At 42.3% G+C, this 17,007-nt stretch carries 16 protein-coding genes; 13 read left to right on the top strand and 3 right to left on the bottom strand.

The genetic code is table 11. The annotated features are described in order from the left end of the window. The first annotated feature begins 120 nt into the window (after positions 1-120). The 4 genes from EFB00_RS04155 (at position 121) to EFB00_RS04140 (ending at position 3,850) form a co-directional block, all read left to right on the top strand. Positions 121-738: a thymidine kinase gene (locus EFB00_RS04155; protein ID WP_122645659.1), complete on the top strand. Its 618-nt coding sequence runs from the start codon at positions 121-123 to the stop codon at positions 736-738. Next, complete coding sequence (gene prfA / locus EFB00_RS04150) at positions 713-1,786, top strand: peptide chain release factor 1 (protein WP_122645658.1); 1,074 nt, start codon at positions 713-715, stop codon at positions 1,784-1,786. Before EFB00_RS04155 ends, prfA begins: the two co-directional genes overlap by 26 nt. Continuing rightward, positions 1,779-2,615 carry a peptide chain release factor N(5)-glutamine methyltransferase gene (gene prmC, locus EFB00_RS04145; RefSeq protein WP_122645657.1) on the top strand — a complete coding sequence of 279 codons (837 nt, stop codon included), beginning with the start codon at positions 1,779-1,781 and terminating at the stop codon, positions 2,613-2,615. The genes prfA and prmC overlap by 8 nt, the downstream gene beginning before the upstream one ends. A gap of 194 nt (positions 2,616-2,809) precedes the next feature. Continuing rightward, positions 2,810-3,850 (top strand): L-threonylcarbamoyladenylate synthase, encoded by a 1,041-nt coding sequence (locus tag EFB00_RS04140; protein WP_122645656.1) that lies wholly within the window; start codon positions 2,810-2,812, stop codon positions 3,848-3,850. A gap of 61 nt (positions 3,851-3,911) precedes the next feature. Here the strand turns inward: EFB00_RS04140 and EFB00_RS04135 are convergent, their stop codons facing one another. Continuing rightward, positions 3,912-4,889 (bottom strand): VOC family protein, encoded by a 978-nt coding sequence (locus tag EFB00_RS04135; RefSeq protein WP_122645655.1) that lies wholly within the window; start codon positions 4,887-4,889, stop codon positions 3,912-3,914. Positions 4,890-4,919: 30 nt separating this feature from the next. Between EFB00_RS04135 and EFB00_RS04130 the strand changes: the two genes are divergently transcribed. The 3 genes from EFB00_RS04130 (at position 4,920) to EFB00_RS04120 (ending at position 8,679) form a co-directional block, all read left to right on the top strand. Further along, entirely contained in the window at positions 4,920-5,504 is a 585-nt protein-coding gene (locus tag EFB00_RS04130; protein WP_122645654.1) for an alpha/beta hydrolase, read from the top strand. Between the two features lie 290 nt (positions 5,505-5,794). After that, positions 5,795-6,634 carry a BglG family transcription antiterminator LicT gene (gene licT / locus EFB00_RS04125; RefSeq protein ID WP_122645653.1) on the top strand — a complete coding sequence of 280 codons (840 nt, stop codon included), beginning with the start codon at positions 5,795-5,797 and terminating at the stop codon, positions 6,632-6,634. Positions 6,635-6,792: 158 nt separating this feature from the next. Then, the gene (locus EFB00_RS04120) at positions 6,793-8,679 is read left to right on the top strand and encodes a beta-glucoside-specific PTS transporter subunit IIABC (protein ID WP_122645652.1); all 1,887 of its coding nucleotides are present in this window, start codon (positions 6,793-6,795) and stop codon (positions 8,677-8,679) included. Positions 8,680-8,753: 74 nt separating this feature from the next. On the opposite strand, the gene EFB00_RS04115 is transcribed toward EFB00_RS04120, so the two are convergent. Next, positions 8,754-9,668 carry a MurR/RpiR family transcriptional regulator gene (locus tag EFB00_RS04115; protein WP_122645651.1) on the bottom strand — a complete coding sequence of 305 codons (915 nt, stop codon included), beginning with the start codon at positions 9,666-9,668 and terminating at the stop codon, positions 8,754-8,756. Between the two features lie 224 nt (positions 9,669-9,892). Here EFB00_RS04115 and EFB00_RS04110 point away from each other — a divergent pair, with 224 nt between their 5' ends. The 6 genes from EFB00_RS04110 (at position 9,893) to EFB00_RS04085 (ending at position 16,192) form a co-directional block, all read left to right on the top strand. Beyond that, complete coding sequence (locus EFB00_RS04110; protein ID WP_122645650.1) at positions 9,893-11,287, top strand: 6-phospho-beta-glucosidase; 1,395 nt, start codon at positions 9,893-9,895, stop codon at positions 11,285-11,287. 18 nt (positions 11,288-11,305) lie between these two features. Continuing rightward, the gene (locus tag EFB00_RS04105) at positions 11,306-12,739 is read left to right on the top strand and encodes a 6-phospho-beta-glucosidase (protein WP_122645649.1); all 1,434 of its coding nucleotides are present in this window, start codon (positions 11,306-11,308) and stop codon (positions 12,737-12,739) included. A 227-nt stretch (positions 12,740-12,966) separates the two neighbouring features. Further along, entirely contained in the window at positions 12,967-13,287 is a 321-nt protein-coding gene (locus EFB00_RS04100; RefSeq protein WP_122645648.1) for a rhodanese-like domain-containing protein, read from the top strand. Further along, on the top strand, positions 13,284-14,939 hold the full coding sequence (locus EFB00_RS04095; protein ID WP_122645647.1) for an FAD-dependent oxidoreductase: 1,656 nt from the start codon (positions 13,284-13,286) through the stop codon (positions 14,937-14,939). The genes EFB00_RS04100 and EFB00_RS04095 overlap by 4 nt, the downstream gene beginning before the upstream one ends. 12 nt (positions 14,940-14,951) lie before the next feature. Then, positions 14,952-15,209: a metal-sensitive transcriptional regulator gene (locus EFB00_RS04090; protein ID WP_122645646.1), complete on the top strand. Its 258-nt coding sequence runs from the start codon at positions 14,952-14,954 to the stop codon at positions 15,207-15,209. A 134-nt stretch (positions 15,210-15,343) separates the two neighbouring features. Then, positions 15,344-16,192 (top strand): aldo/keto reductase, encoded by an 849-nt coding sequence (locus EFB00_RS04085; protein ID WP_122645645.1) that lies wholly within the window; start codon positions 15,344-15,346, stop codon positions 16,190-16,192. Between the two features lie 288 nt (positions 16,193-16,480). Here the strand turns inward: EFB00_RS04085 and EFB00_RS04080 are convergent, their stop codons facing one another. Further along, entirely contained in the window at positions 16,481-16,834 is a 354-nt protein-coding gene (locus EFB00_RS04080; protein WP_122645644.1) for a hypothetical protein, read from the bottom strand. Between the last annotated feature and the right edge of the window lie 173 nt (positions 16,835-17,007).

The raw sequence follows: 17,007 nt of genomic DNA, 5'->3' as shown, positions 1-17,007 counted from the left end.
AAATTATTGTTGGAAAAAACGCGGGCAGACAACGTTCCTTTGACGTATCAGAAATTTTAGGACTGTAAAAAACTCTGAATTTCCGATATAATACCAAAGGAGTAAAGCGGAGGATAAAAGATGGCACAATTATTTTTCAAGTACGGTACAATGAACAGCGGCAAGACGATCGAGATCTTAAAAGTCGCTCATAATTATGAAGAACAAGACAAGCCGGTTGTGATCATGACCAGCGGCTTGGACACTCGGGCAGGTGTCGGAAATGTCTCCAGCCGGATCGGTTTGGAACGAGAAGCGATTCCTATTTTTGAAGAGACTGATGTTTTTACATTGATCCGTGAACTGCCATTCACACCTTATTGTGTTTTGATCGATGAAGCGCAATTTTTATTGAAAAAACATGTTTTGGATTTTACGAAAGTCGTAGATGAATTGAATATTCCCGTGATGGCATTTGGCCTGAAAAACGATTTTCGCAATGAACTGTTTGAAGGGTCAAAATATTTGCTATTGTACGCGGATAAAATCGAAGAGATGAAAACGATCTGCTGGTTCTGTCACAAAAAAGCAACGATGAATCTGCATTATATCGATGGAAAACCGGTCTATGAAGGCGACCAAGTCCAAATCGGCGGGAATGAAGCATATTATCCTGTCTGCCGACACCATTATTTCCATCCTGAGATCAAACGATCAGAAAAGGAGAGCAAGAATGTACGATCAATTACAAGCAATTGAAGATCGCTATGAAGAATTAGGCGAATTGTTGAGTGATCCTGAAGTCATTTCCGATACGAAACGCTTTATGCAGCTTTCTAAAGAAGAAGCCAATACACGGGAAACCGTAGAAGTGTATCGTCGTTACAAAGAAGTGGTCCAAGGAATCAAAGACACCGAAGAGCTTTTAGGAGAAAATCTGGATGCGGAAATGGCGGAAATGGCCAAAGAAGAATTATCCGATTTAAAAAAAGAAAAAGAAGTATTAGAAGAACGAATCAAGATCTTGTTATTACCCAAAGATCCTAACGACGACAAAAATATCATCATGGAGATCCGCGGCGCTGCCGGCGGTGACGAAGCGGCATTATTTGCCGGCGATTTATTCAATATGTATCAAAAATACGCGGAAGCACAAGGCTGGAGAGTCGAAGTGATGGATGCCAATATCACCGGTATCGGCGGCTACAAAGAAGTCATCATGATGATTACCGGCGAGAACGTCTACTCAAAATTGAAATACGAAAGCGGCGCACACCGAGTACAACGGGTACCGTCTACTGAATCACAAGGACGGATCCATACCTCCACAGCGACGGTCGTTGTCATGCCTGAAGCGGAAGAAGTGGATGCCGATATCGATGAAAAAGATATTCGGGTAGATATTTACCACGCGTCTGGTGCCGGCGGACAGCACGTCAATAAAACAGCTTCCGCAGTTCGTTTAACACACATTCCTACTGGTATCGTGGTAGCGATGCAAGACGAACGCTCACAGCTTAAAAATCGCGAAAAAGCGATGAAAGTTTTACGAGCACGGGTCTATGATCAGATCTCGCAAGAAGCTCAAAGCGAATACGACGCTACTCGTAAATCGGCTGTCGGAACAGGAGACCGTTCGGAACGGATCCGTACCTATAACTTCCCGCAAAACCGCGTAACTGATCACCGGATTGGTTTGACGATCCAAAAACTCGATCAAATCTTAGCTGGGAAATTAGACGAAATCGTTGATGCGTTGATTTTGTATGATCAAACATCGAAATTGGAAGAAATGCAAAATGGTTAAAAAAACGTATCGAGAAGTCCTGACACGGGCTTCTTCTTTTTTAGAAGAACAGGGGAAAGAAGGTTATGGGATCCAATTTTTGTTTTTAGAACGAAAAAATTGGACAAAAACCGACTGGCTGTTGAAAATGAATGAGGAGATTTCTCAAGAAGACGAGAAACAGATCCAAGAAGATCTCGCCGCACTTTTGCAAGATCAGCCGCCGCAATATCTTTTAGGCTACGCTGATTTTTATGGACATCGTCTGCAGGTCACACCGGCGACATTGATTCCTCGACCGGAAACAGAAGAACTTGTGGAATTGTGCTTAAAGAAAACCTCAGAGGAGGAGCTGAAAGTCGTAGATGTCGGCACCGGTACCGGCGCGATCGCCATCAGCTTGAAACTGGCGCGGCCAGCTTGGCAAGTGATCGCTACTGATATTTCCGAAGCCGCGCTGACTGTTGCGAAACATAATGCCCAACAGCTGCAAGCAGACATTGATTTTCGTTTAGGAGATACTTTAGCACCGCTCCCAGGTGAAAAGATCGATATCTTGATTTCCAATCCCCCTTATATCAGTGAAGCAGAATGGGAGATTATGGACGAAAGTGTGCGGATGTACGAGCCTAAAACGGCGCTATTTGCGAAAAATGACGGTCTGGCGGTCTATCAAAAATTGGCGCTGGAAAGCCGTGATTTATTAAAGCCTGACGGAAAGATCTTTTTGGAGATCGGCTTTCAGCAAGGAGCAGCGGTCAAAGAGATTTTTAGTAAAGCCTTCCCTAAAAAATCAGTTCAGATTTTTCAAGATATGGCAAAACTTGATCGGATGATTGTAGTCAGTTGAAAGGACTTGTGGAAAAAAACTTTTTCAAAATGTTTCACATTAAAAAAACAAAGCAGCATCAATAGTTCCACAAGTTAAAAACTTATCAACAAGGTTATGCACACTTGACAAATGATTTATCCACAAAATGTGGAAAAGAAAAACGAAAATGTTGAAAACTAAGTCATTTTATGGAAAAAGGTTGTGAATAAACTGTGGAAACAAAAATATATGAAGAAAATGAAATAGCCGCTGCGGCACAAAAAATCAAAGAAGGAGAGCTGATCGCTTTTCCCACAGAAACCGTCTATGGATTGGGAGCTAATGCGCTTTTGCCTGAATCAGTAGCACAGGTTTTTAAGGTAAAAGGGCGGCCTAGCGATAATCCGCTGATCGTTCATGTGACAGATTTTCAGCAAGTGCTTCCATTTGTGGATAAAATCCATCCATTAGCGGAAAAAATCGTTGAAAAATACTGGCCTGGACCGTTAACATTGATCTTTTCCATCAAAAATGGCGTTTTACCGGCAGTTGTCACTGGCGGGTTATCCACAGCGGCATTTCGAATGCCTGATAATAAAAAAACGTTATCATTGATCAAAGAATCTGGTGTGCCGCTTGTCGGTCCTAGCGCGAATACCTCAGGGAAACCAAGTCCCACTACCAGCGAGCATGTGTATCACGATCTTAAAGGAAAGATCGCTGGTATTTTAGAAGATGGCGCGACAGCGATCGGCGTAGAATCAACAGTCCTTGATCTCAGCGATCCGACAAAAGCACCATTGATTTTACGACCGGGTGCAGTCACTAAAGAAGATTTGGAAAAAGAGCTGCAAACAACGATCAATGTGGACAAACATTTGGTCAAAGAATCGGAGACGCCAAAAGCGCCGGGGATGAAATATAAACATTATGCTCCGGATACGAAAGTGCTGATGGTAAAATCAGAAGATTGGCCGGCTGCCTTAGCATGGATCAAGGACAAGAAGATCCGTGCCGGGGTGATCGCAGGACCTCAAATCGCTGAACAGATGCGTTATGATACCGCCGCGGTCTACATGTATCCACAAGATACCGTTGATGCCGCCGCCAAAGGTTTGTTTGCAGGACTAAGAGCGCTTGACGAATCATGGATCGATCTGGATGTGATCTTAGTGGAAGTCTTTCCGGAAACCGGATTAGGGACCGCTTATATGAACCGCTTGAAAAAAGCCGCTGCACAAAATTATTTTCAGCCAACAGCTGAAGAAAACTAGCTTATTAATAAAATGACCGAACGAAAGTTGTTGCATCCTTTCATTCGGACATTTTTTATTTTTATTTCGTGTGCTGTTGTTTGGCTAAGATTTGTTCAAATTCTTCTCGGTCATTTTCTAAAAAGTGGGGCAAATATAAAGGAATTTCATCAAAAAAATCTCCTTGATCCGCGTAAGCAGATGGGTCCAATGAACCTTCTTCAGTAGCGATCTCAAACAGCATCCGGTTTGGTTCGCGGAAGTATAGGGATTGGAAGAATTCACGATTTTTCACGCCGGAATTGTTGAAGTTCCGCTGATTCAATAATTCATCCAACTCATGTAGTCTTGCCACATCTTTCACACCAAAAGCGACATGATGGACACCGCCGATACCAAGATCCGCCAACGGACTGTGGATATCGTGGATTAAATGAACTTCTTGATAAAATGTTTCTTCTTGATTTTCCAAAACGGTGACTTGTTTCTTTGTATCGAAAAATCCAGTCTCACCTTTTCGTACCCAGCCTAATAAATCCGTCAGCTCTTTTTCAGTAGCTGCAGGATATTGGACCCTTAGTTGGATTGCATCGATCCCTAAAATCGCGTGCTCTACAGGAATATCTCCATGTTGGAATGGATAGTAATCGCTGGCGCTTTCAAATTCCCGCAACGGTGTCAATGACATTTGGGTGTTATCAGGAGCCTCAAAACGCAGGATTGGACGGCCGTTGAAAGTTTCGATTCCATAGTGGCAAATATCTGCCGCTTCCAAACGTTCTTGCCAAAATTCCAACGATGCTTCAGAAGGGACTTTTAAAACAGTCCGTTCGATATTGTTGGTACCGAATTTATGGTCTTCTCCTTCACGAACTTCAAAAAAAGTCAGTTCAGTACCGATCCGTTGATGGTCATCGGAGAAAAAGAGATGATACATGGTATGATCGTCTTGATTGATCGTTTTCATTAGTAATTTTAAGCCAAGTGTATTATGATAAAAATCGAACGTAGGTTTAATGAAACGATTTAAAATCGAAATGTGATGGATACGTGCATTCATACAAAAAATCCTTTCTTTTAGGAGGTTATTATGGAAAAATTTTTTCAACAAGGCCAAGATGAGACGTTAGTCGTGGCTTTTCATGGAACTGGCGGAAATGAATATCAACTGCTGTCAACGATCGCAGCACTCTATCCAGATGCCAGCGTTCTCAGCTATTTAGGAGAATCCGGCAACGGATCAGACCGCCGCTTTTTTGCCCCTCTAGTCGCTGGAAAACTGGATCGTACCGATTTTGAACAGCGAACAGCTGATTTTCTCGAAAACGAATGGCCCAACGTAGAGAAAAAGAACAAAACGGTTTTGATCGGCTATTCTAACGGTGCCAATTTCATCCTAGGGTTGCTGGAAAAAGCGCCACAACTTGCTGATACGGTTATTTTACTTCATCCAAGTAATTTCGTCTATCAATTCGAAGCGACAGATGCCGCAACCGATATCGTCCTGACAAGCGGTGCTCAAGACAGGATCAGCTTGCCTGGTGAAGCATTGGCATTGTCGCAACAACTAGAACAAGTCTTTCCACATGTCCATTTCCTTTTGCTGGACGGGGAACATACGGTAAATCACGATGAAGTCGATCGTTTGAAGAAGTATTTGAATGAACATGAATAAGAAGCTCCGTTTCAAGTCCGCTGTTTGCGGATGCTTGAAACGGTTTTTTTGTATCCGTAAATTTGCCATGAGTGACTTTTAGAAAGGATTTCAGACCTCCCCTTCTGATTTTCTATCTAAAAAAATAAAGCGCTTTAAAAAACGTTGACATTCCTTTTCAAACTCGGTATATTTTAATTAATAAGAATAGTGGATAGTGATTGTTTCAGTACAAGCTAAACCTAATTTGCGTGAAATCAGAGGCGTTTTCATGCTGATTAGGCTTTTTTTATGGAAAGGAGTTCAGAAAAGTGCGGATCGAGAAGATTTTAAATAACAATGTAATCGTATCGAAAGATCAAAGGAACAATGAGATCGTCGCAATGGGCAGAGGATTAGCGTTCAGGAAACGCATCGGGGATTTTGTTCAATCGGAAAAAATCGATAAAATCTTCCATTTATCTGATACATCGACTTCTCAGAAGTTTCAAGAATTAGTCAATGATATTCCTATAGAGTATCTGGCGCTTGCCGATGAAATCGTTGAATATGCAAAATCCACTCTTGAGATCGCATTGAATGACTCAGTTTATATTTCGCTGACCGATCATTTATATACTGCTATCGAGCGTTGCAAGAATGGTATTCAAGTACCCAATATTTTGTTATGGGACATCAAACGCCTTTTCCCAAAAGAGTTTGGGGTAGGAAAGCGTGCAATAGAGAAAATCAGTCAATATTATCATACCCAGTTGTCGGAAGATGAAGCAGGGTTTATCGCGCTTCACTTAGTTAACGGACAAACCGACAGCAGCCAAGAGGATATGTACGAATTCACCAAAACTTTGCAAGACATCTTAAATATCGTCCGCTATTATTTTAAAATCGATTTTGACGAAGATTCTGTCTATTTTTATCGGTTCACCACTCATCTGCGGTTCTTTTTATCGCGGGTCACCAGTCAAACGATCCATGATGGAGAAGTTGAAGAGGAACTATTGCAGATCGTTACTAAAAAATATAGTAACGCATTGCGATGTGTTGAGAAGATCGATCAATTTCTCAAAGACAAATATGCATATCAGATGTCTAGCGATGAAAAAATGTATTTAACGATTCATATTGCGCGTTTAGTGCAAAAGAGTCGTTGAGGATAACTAAAGGAAAGGAGGATCAAAGAGAAATACCCAAGTAACGAAGCGATTTGCGCAGAACCCATCTGCCTGCGTGATCTTAAACAAGATCGCGGCTTGGATAGTGACATTCAGTTGGCTAAACCTTCAATCAAAATAAAATTGGAGGAATCAAAATGGGAAAATATCATGAATTAGCGAAAAAGATCGTAGCAAATGTCGGCGGCAAAGAAAATATCAATAGTTTGACCCACTGTATCACCCGCTTACGATTCAAGTTGAAAGATGAAGGACAAGCAAAAGATGACATATTGAAAAATATGGACGGCGTCGTGACAGTCATGAAAAGCGGCGGACAGTATCAAGTAGTTATCGGCAATCATGTGCCGGCTGTATTCGAAGATGTAGTAGAGATCGCCGGAATCACCAATGAAGGCGCAGAAGATTCATCTGATCAAGGAATCTTCAATCGTTTGATCGATATCATCAGTTCCGTCTTTCAGCCGTTTCTAGGGGCATTGGCAGCCAGCGGGATGATCAAAGGGATCAATGCTTTGTTGGTTGCGACGGGAGTTTTAACGACAACTAGCGGTACGTATCAGATGCTCAATGGCATCGGAGACGCGTTGTTTTACTTCATGCCGATCGCAGTAGCTGTAGCAGCGGCGAAAAAATTCAAATTCAATCAATATGTTGGCTTGGCAATTGGTGCGGCGCTTGTTTATCCAAGTCTGCAGTTGGACGCTTTTTCTGCAGCAGGGGAACCGATCATGACACTGTTTGACGGCAGTTTGTTCGCTAGTCCTGTCTACACTACTTTTTTAGGTATCCCATTAGTCGCAACGAACTACACAAGTTCTGTAGTACCGGCGATTTTTGTCGTTTGGATCGCTAGTAAGTTTCAAAAGGTTGTGCGAAAGGCTCTGCCGGAATTACTTCATGCCTTTTTTGTTCCATTCTTTGTGTTATTACTCTCCGTCCCTCTTGGATTTTTGGTGATTGGTCCAGTGATCAGTCTTTTGACGAATTTATTGGCGGGCGGATTTGATGCGCTGATGAACTTCTCACCGCTTCTTTTTGGTCTTGTTTTAGGTACAGTGTGGCAAGTATTGGTTATTTTTGGACTACATTGGAGCGTGATTCCAATCGCTATGATCCAGCTGTCGACTTTAGGGTATTCGACATTAGTAGGTACATTTGGTGCAAGTTTTGCCCAAACTGCAGCTGTATTTGCGATGTATTTCAAACTGAAGAATCCAAAAGAAAAAGCGCTAGTTATCCCGGCTGTGATTTCCGGAATTTGTGGTGTGACGGAGCCGGCAATCTATGGACTCTCACTACCTAAGAAAAAACCATTTATTTTCTCGATGATTGGCGGCGGGATCAGCGGCGCATTCATGGCGGCGATGGGCGTTAGAAGCTACAATATGGGTGGTTTAGGTGTGTTTGGCTTTCCTAGTTACGTGAATACTGAAACCGGCGATATGAGTGGGATGATCTATGCATTGATCGCCGTTGCTATCGCTTCGGTGATCGGCTTTACATTGACATTCTTCTTCTGGAAGGATGACACAGTGGAAGAACCAATCCGTGAGACAGCAACGATCGCTAAAGAAACCATTGAAACACCATTGCAAGGAACTATCGCACCGTTATCTCTGGCAAAAGATGAAGCATTTTCTCAAGGAGCATTAGGTAAAGGTGTTTTGATCTATCCTGAAAAAGGAGAAGTGGTGGCACCTTTTGATGGTACAGTGATGACACTGTTTCCAACGAAACACGCTATCGGTTTAGTTTCAGAAGGCGGATTAGAATTACTGATCCATATTGGTTTGGACACCGTTCAATTAGATGGAAAATATTTCGAAGCACATGTCCTGCAAGGAGAGCATGTGAAGAAAGGTCAAAAATTAGTCACCTTTGATATCGAAGCGATCCAAAACGCAGGGTACAGCGTGGAAACACCGATCATTGTGACCAATGCGGAGGATTATCTGGATATTTTAGAAAATCAAGAAAAAGCTGTCGCAACAGGTGATGAACTGATTACTGCACTGATCTGATCAGTCTTTTAATCAAAAACAAGCGGATAGATATAGCTTAAAAATATCTGTCCGCTTGTTTTTATCTGATGTGTTCAATTAGGCAGAAAAGAATCATGGATCAATGAAGCGACAGGTTTTTCCTGCATGATGGCGGAAGATGTCGGCCGTTTGTCGATTTCTTGTCCGATCTGGATCAAATGATTGAGATTCTGCTGATAATTATCAGCGAAAGTACAGCTGTACAGCAGGTCTAAAAGATAGCAGACAGAAGTATTGATGGTAAAATTACCGATTTTGGAATATAGGCGTTCTCTGGTCGTAAGATGTAAAACCCCGTCGCTGACTTTTGCTAAAGTGTTCTCACCGATACTGGTCAACGCGAGGATCGGTACTTGATTTCTCTTTAAAAGATCTACAGTCTGCAGAATCATTTTATTTTCACCGGTATAAGAAATAAGGATGGCACAAGTATCTGCCGAGCAGTTGGATGCTTCGTAAGCGGATTCACCGAAAGTGGTCACGATCTCAACATCTTTTTTGATTCGCTTCATTTTCAAGGCGAAATCCTGTGAGATCAGCGTATTCGCATTGCTGGCAAAGATCTTGATCTTCTCTGCTTTCAGTAACAATTGCTTTGCTTGCTGCAGCGTATCATGAGTCAGCAACGAGAGGGTATCATCAATAGTGGTCCGTTCCAATGTCGCCAACTTATTGGCAATCGTCATCAATCCATCGGTGGCAGAAAAAGGCAGGTTCGCATCTACCTCAGTAAAATGACTGTGAAGATAGTTTTGTTCGGTCAAAAAAACTTCCCGCAGTTCCAACCACCCGTCGTAGCCAAGTTTTTTGGCGACACGGATCAATGTGGAGGGATGGACGAAAGTTGCTTGAGCGATCTCCTTGATGGTCATTTCGCCGATTTTTTCTGAATGATGGGAAATATACTCGATCACCGCAGATTCAGCGGCAGAAAAATCGGTTTGTTTCATTTTTTCACTTAACAGCATGGGTTTCTCCTTTTTACATAGATCCTTTATAGTTTGTAAATCTATCATACTGTATTTATGGATCAAAATGGGCAAAAAGCCCAAAAATGTAAACGCTATTTACAAAGTGTTGATTGAAAAAATATCGATTCTGTAAATACTATTTGAACTTTAAGAGGAAATATTGCAACTGCTATTTACAAAATTGATAATTAAATTGTAAACAAAAAGAAGGGAGCAAGAATATGACAGGAATCAAAATTGCAACGATTGGCGGCGGCAGCAGCTATACACCGGAATTGATGGAGGGCTTTATCAAACGTTATGATGAATTGCCGATCCGGGAAATCTGGTTAGTAGATGTAGAAGAAGGAAAAGGAAAATTAGAAATCGTTGGTGAGATGGCACAGCGGATGTGGGATGCCTCACCTTATGATGTCAAGGTCTATCGGACATTAGACCGTGAAGAGGCGTTGAAAGACGCTGATTTTGTAACGACACAATTTCGGGTAGGCCAGCTGAATGCCCGAGTTAAAGACGAACGCATCCCGGCTTATTATGGCATGTTGGGGCAAGAAACCAACGGCGCCGGCGGGATGTTCAAAGCTTTCCGTACGATTCCGGTGATCTTAGAAATCGTGGAAGAAATGAAACGCCTTTGTCCGAATGCTTGGCTGATCAATTTTGCTAATCCAAGCGGAATGGTGACTGAAGCGGTGATCCGTTACGGAAAATGGCCGCGGGTCATTGGATTGTGCAATGTGCCGGTGATGGCTATGATGACGGAGCCGGATCTTCTGGATACTCCAAAAGATGAATTGATCTATAAGTTCGCTGGATTGAATCATTTCCATTGGCATAAAGTCGCTGACAAAAAAGGCAATGATGTCACACAGCAATTGATCGATCGATTATATGACGAAGACAATGGATTGCCGAAAAATATTTTTGATATTCCTTTTTACAAAGAACAACTAGAGCAAATGCAGATGATTCCATGCGGTTATCATCGCTATTATTATCGTGAAGAAGAAATGTTGGATCATGCCCTGGAGGAATATCAAACAATCGGAACACGGGCCCAGCAAGTCAAGGAAACCGAAGCAGAACTGTTCGAACTTTACAAAGATCCACATCTGGATCACAAACCAGAACAGTTGCAAAAACGCGGCGGGGCTTATTATTCTGATGCAGCTTGCGAAACCATCGCTTCCATCTATGCCAATAAAGAAACTCAAATCGTAGTTTCAACTATCAACGACGGTGCAGTCCCTGATCTGCCGGCGGATTGTGTAGTGGAAGTCACTGCCTATGTCGGCGGACAAGGAGCTCGAAACGTTGCTTTCGGACCATTGCCGACAGCAGAACGCGGTTGGCTGCAAGTAATGAAGAACATGGAATTGGTGACTATCGAAGCGGCAGTAACTGGTGATTATGGTACGGCTTTACAGGCCTTCACTATCAATCCGTTGATTCGTTCTGGAGAAACAGCGAAGCGGATCATGGACGAATTGTTTATCGCTCATAAAAAACATCTGCCGCAATTTTCAGCGGCAATCGAGAAATTAGAAGCAGAAGGAATTACGGTTCAAGACGAGATCGCCCGCACGATCGATGAACCCGCAGTGACTGTCGAATAGATTTAGGAGGAAGAACAAATGGGATTTAGAAAAGATTTCTTATGGGGCGGCGCGACTGCCGCAAATCAATGCGAAGGCGGCTATGCAGAAGACGGTCGAGGATTAGCCAACGTGGATGTAGTTCCCATTGGCAAAGACCGTTTTCCGGTGATCACTGGTGAAATGAAGATGTTCGACTTTGATGATGAACATTTTTACCCAGCAAAAGTCGCTATCGATATGTATCATCGGTATAAAGAAGACATCGCGTTATTTGCGGAAATGGGTTTTAAAACCTATCGTCTGTCGATCGCTTGGAGCCGGATTTTCCCTAAAGGTGATGAAAAAGAACCTAACGAAGCTGGCTTGCAATTTTACGAAGACGTCTTTAACGAATGTAAAAAATACGGCATCGAACCATTGGTGACTATTACCCATTTTGATTGCCCAATGCATTTGATCAAAGAATACGGCGCTTGGCGTTCACGGGAATTAGTAGGTTTTTACGAAAACTTATGCCGAGTGATCTTCAATCGCTACAAAGGACTGGTCAAATATTGGCTGACCTTCAATGAGATCAACATGATCCTGCACGCGCCGTTTATGGGGGCTGGTTTGTATTTTGAAGAAGGCGACAACAAAGAACAAGTCAAATACCAAGCTGCCCATCATGAACTATTGGCCAGTGCGATCGCCACAAAGATCGCTCATGAAGTCGATCCGGAAAATAAAGTCGGCTGTATGCTGGCGGCAGGTGCCAACTATCCATATAATTGCAGACCGGAAGATGTTTGGGCCTCCAGAAAAGCGGATCGAGAAAATTATTTCTTTATCGATGTTCAATCGAGAGGGGAATATCCGGCATACGCCTTAAAAGAAATGGAACGCAACGGAATCACTATTGAAATGGAAGACGGTGATCTGGAGCTGTTAAAAGCTCATACCGTTGACTTTATCTCTTTCTCTTATTACTCTTCGCGGGTTTCTACGACAGATCCGAAGCTATTGGATCAAACAGCGGGAAATATTTTCGTATCAGTAAAAAATCCTTATCTTGAAGCCAGTGAATGGGGCTGGCAGATCGATCCATTAGGTTTGCGGATCACCATGAATGATCTGTATGATCGTTACCAAAAGCCGCTGTTTATTGTAGAAAACGGCTTAGGCGCGGTGGATGAACCGGACGAAAACGGCTACGTGGCAGACGACTATCGTATCGATTATCTGGCTGCTCATATCCAAGCCATGAAAGATGCAGTAGAACAAGACGGTGTAGATCTTTTAGGCTACACCACATGGGGTTGTATCGACCTAGTTTCTGCCGGCACGGGAGAAATGAAGAAGCGCTACGGATTCATTTACGTGGATCGGGATAACGAAGGAAACGGGACTTTGAAACGAACCAAGAAAAAATCTTTCGATTGGTACAAGAAAGTCATCGAAACCAATGGAGAAGACCTTAGCAATCAGTAATAACTGAGGATCTGAGTTAAATAAATATCCGAACGACAGATGAGAAAAATCTGCATGTCTTGCGGTAAGGACCGTTAGACTGCAGGAAACTCTCTGGCGCTCGGATGTTTTATTTTCAACTATTTTAACCGGCACATTATTTCCAATCTCCTAAACTAGACGGATATTTTTTTATTTGTTAATATACCCTTATAGGTATTTTAAAAAAGAGTGGAGGTTGTGAGAATATGTTTGGATTTTTTAAAGGAACATCAAATATATCAACAAAAGAATTAGCGGAAAAATTAAAGGATAAGAATAAATTGATCGATGTACGCAGTCGTGATGAATACCGCATGGGGCATATTCCGAGAGCGGAAAATATCGAATTGAATAAAATCGCAAACTATAAAGGAAAGACGGATCAGCCGATTTATGTGATCTGTCAATCAGGTGCCCGCAGCAGTCAAGCCGTGCGTATTTTACAACAAAAAGGATATCAAGCAATTAATGTTCGCGGCGGCATGAATCAATGGAATGGACCGGTCAAAGGAGGAAAATGGGCATGAAAATCGTTATTGTAGGTGGTGTTGCTGGCGGAATGTCTGCTGCGACACGTTTGCGTCGTTTGATGGAGGATGCGGAAATCGTTGTTTTAGAAAAAGGACCGTACGTTTCTTTTGCCAACTGCGGACTGCCGTATCATCTATCCGGAGAGATCTCCCAAAGAGAACAGCTGATCGTTCAAACACCGGAAGCATTGCAGCAGCGTTTTAATTTGGATGTACGGCCAGAACATGAAGTGATCGCTATCGATCCTGAAAACAAACGTGTAACGGTTCGGTATAAGGAAACAACCATCGTTGAAGAGTACGACAAATTGATCCTATCTCCTGGCGGAAAACCGTTTATTCCTGAGATCCCAGGAATAACTGCCGCGGAAAATGTTTTCACCTTACGGAACATTCCGGATCTGGATAAGATTATGGCTGCTTTAGCAGATAAAAAAATCCAAAAAGCGACTGTCATTGGCGCGGGCTTTATCGGTCTGGAAGCAGCAGAAAACCTGAAAAAGCGTGGGTTAGAAGTAACAATCGTTGAAAAAGCACCACAAGTTTTACCGCCATTAGACGAAGAAATGGCCGCTTTTGTCAAAAATGAGCTTACGAAACATGGGATCGAGATCATCACCAATCAATCGGTTGCTGCATTTGAAGAAGGTGGCAAACAACTGATCCTTGAAAACGGGGAAACAGTACAAAGTGATTTAACAATTTTAGCAGTAGGTGTACAACCGGAAAATCATTTAGCGAAAGAGGCAGGACTAGAGCTGGGATTTCGCGGGGGTATTTTAGTTGACGAAACCTATCAAACCAGTGTTCCGGATATTTATGCGGTGGGGGATGCGATTGTCGTCAAACAGCAAATAACGGGCCAAGATACGTTGATCTCACTTGCATCGCCGGCAAATCGCCAAGGCCGGCAAGTAGCGGATATCATTGCTGGATTGCCGCGAAAAAATCAAGGAAGTATCGGTACTGCGATCCTTCGCGCATTCGACTTGACGGCGGGGATGACAGGTTTGAATGAACGACAAGTTCGTCAACAGGAACTTGTTCACCAAATCGTCCATGTTTCCGGAAAAGACCATGCTGGATATTTTCCTGATGCAAAAGAGATACTGCTGAAATTGATTTTTGATCCCAAAACCGGGGAAATCTATGGTGCGCAAGGAATCGGCGCAAACGGTGTAGACAAGCGGATCGATGTCTTGGCGACTGCTATCAAAGGCGATTTGACGATCTTTGATCTGCCGGAGTTGGAATTCACTTACGCACCGCCTTTTGGTTCCGCCAAAGATCCGGTCAATATGTTGGGCTACGCAGCTATGAATATCGCAGAAGGTCTTAGCGAAACGATCCAATGGCATGAATTGACTAAAGCGCAAAAACAAGGCAAAATACTCTTGGATGTACGCAGCGAAGAAGAGTTGTCTCAAGACGGCCGCTTACAACAAGCCGTCAATATCCCGCTGAATCAGTTAAGAACGCGTTTGGATGAATTAATAAAAGACCAAGAGTATATCGTCAGCTGCCGCAGCGGTCTGCGAAGCTATATCGCCGAACGAATCTTGAAGCAGAATGGATTTAGCGTCCAAAATCTTGATGGTGCATTCGCGCTGTATCAAACAGTCCGTCCAGATGAAATCATTTATGAATAGGAGATACAAAGTATGGAATGTGATAAAAATATTCTCAATCGGTTGAAACGGGCGGAAGGACAAGTTCGCGGTGTCCAAAAAATGATCCATGAAGAAAAAGATTGTGTGGATGTCATTACCCAGTTGAGTGCGGTCCGTTCCAGTATTGATCGCATCATGGGGATGATCGTCGCGGAAAATCTGAAAAATTGTCTGGAACATCCTCAAGAAGATGCTCAGTTGCAAGCAGAGAAAATCCAGCAAGCAATGATGATGGTCATTAAAAAATAAAGACGGTTAAAAAATAGGATCTTATAAGTGAAATCAGTTAATTAAATAACTACCTTTTTATAGACAAAATATCTGACAAATCACAAAAAATGCGGTAGTGTTAGTATGTAATACTACTAAGGAGGCATATATTTATGGGTTTAAAGGATACGTATAAATTAGCAAATGGTGTAGAGATCCCTGTTGTAGGATTTGGAACTTGGCAAACACCAGATGGTCAAGTAGCCGAAGATTCTGTTTTAGCGGCTTTGAAAGCTGGGTATCGTCACATCGATACTGCTGCGGCTTACGGCAACGAAGAATCAGTTGGCAGAGGGATCAAGGCAAGCGGGATTCCTCGCGAAGAATTGTTCGTAACAACAAAATTATGGAACAAAGATCATTCTTATGATTTGGCCAAACAAGCCATCGAAGATTCTTTAACAAAACTGGGCTTGGATTATTTAGATCTATATTTGATTCACTGGCCTAACCCAATCGATTTCCGTGATAATTGGGAACAAGCGAACGCTGATTCTTGGCGGGCAATGGAAGAAGCGGTAGAAGCAGGCAAGATCCGTGCAATCGGCGTATCTAATTTCATGCCTCATCATTTGGATGCTCTTTACAAAACCGCTAAAATCAAACCAGTAGTCAACCAAATCTTCTTGAACCCAAGTGATCTACAACCAGAAGTGGTTGCTTACAATGAAGAACATGATATTCTAAGTGAAGCTTACAGCCCACTAGGTACTGGTAAGATCTTTGAAGTCGCTGAATTAAAAGAAGTCGCAGAGAAATACAACAAAACTGTTGCGCAAGTTGTCTTGCGTTGGAGCTTACAACATGGTTTCCTACCTCTTCCTAAGTCAGTTCATGAAGATCGTATCAAAGAAAATGCGGAAATCTTTGATTTTGAATTATCCGAAGATGATGTAAAATTGATCGACGGACTTCGCGGAGTAGCTGGTTTATCCAAAAACCCTGACGAAGCGACATTTTAATCCAATAAGAACCGCCGGAATAAAATTTCCGTGAGATCTAAATTTACACTATAGAAGTAAAGAACCCGTTTCATATGGCTTAAAAGCCAATTGAAGCGGGTTTTTTCAATATAAAGTTGTTTTCTGCATTTGTTCACTATCGTATCGATTCAACATAATTGCTTCTTTTAGTCATACAAGGAACTTTCATAAAGTAGAGTGGGAAGTTTTATTTTTTCTAAGTCTACTTTATAAGGAGCATACAAACCGCCTATTCATCAGTCTTTTTTCTAATCTGTTATGCCTGTTTCAATCCAAAACGTCATCGCTGTTTTGGATTTCGCCGGCTTCTAATTCAAAATCAGGAGCTGGATGGAGCTTTTCCGGCACATCAGTCCGATAACCAGTCACTTCATCGTGTGAATCATCAGGTTCCATTTCCTGCAGGATCTCATCAGGCAGGTCATCTTTGATCCGGTAGCCTTCAGCTTGTGTAGCGTCCAACAGGGAAAGCAGATGTTCCCAAGATTCATTCGTTAAGACAACGACATCCAAACCTTCATCATTTTGTACGGAAACCACCGACTCTAATTCACCGCCGACATTTGCTAAAATCTCTTCTAAAGATAAATCAACGTTCTCTACTTTGATCTGTTGTACCATAGGATCCCTTCTTTCAAAAAAATTCTCTCTCTTTTAGTGTAAGCTAAAAAGGAGATTTGTGAAAATAAAATGATCATTGCTTCGATCGTACATCTGCATTGGACGTATATTTGTAGCGGAGTAGTTACTAAAAAGTAACTAATTGCCGAAAAAAAGGTTTATCTGTACAATAG

It is taken from the genome of Enterococcus mediterraneensis, assembly GCF_900604485.1.
GTDB lineage: Bacteria > Bacillota > Bacilli > Lactobacillales > Enterococcaceae > Enterococcus_C > Enterococcus_C mediterraneensis.
The sequence above is the reverse complement of the archived record's forward strand: the minus strand, read 5'-3'. Positions and strand labels throughout refer to the sequence as shown.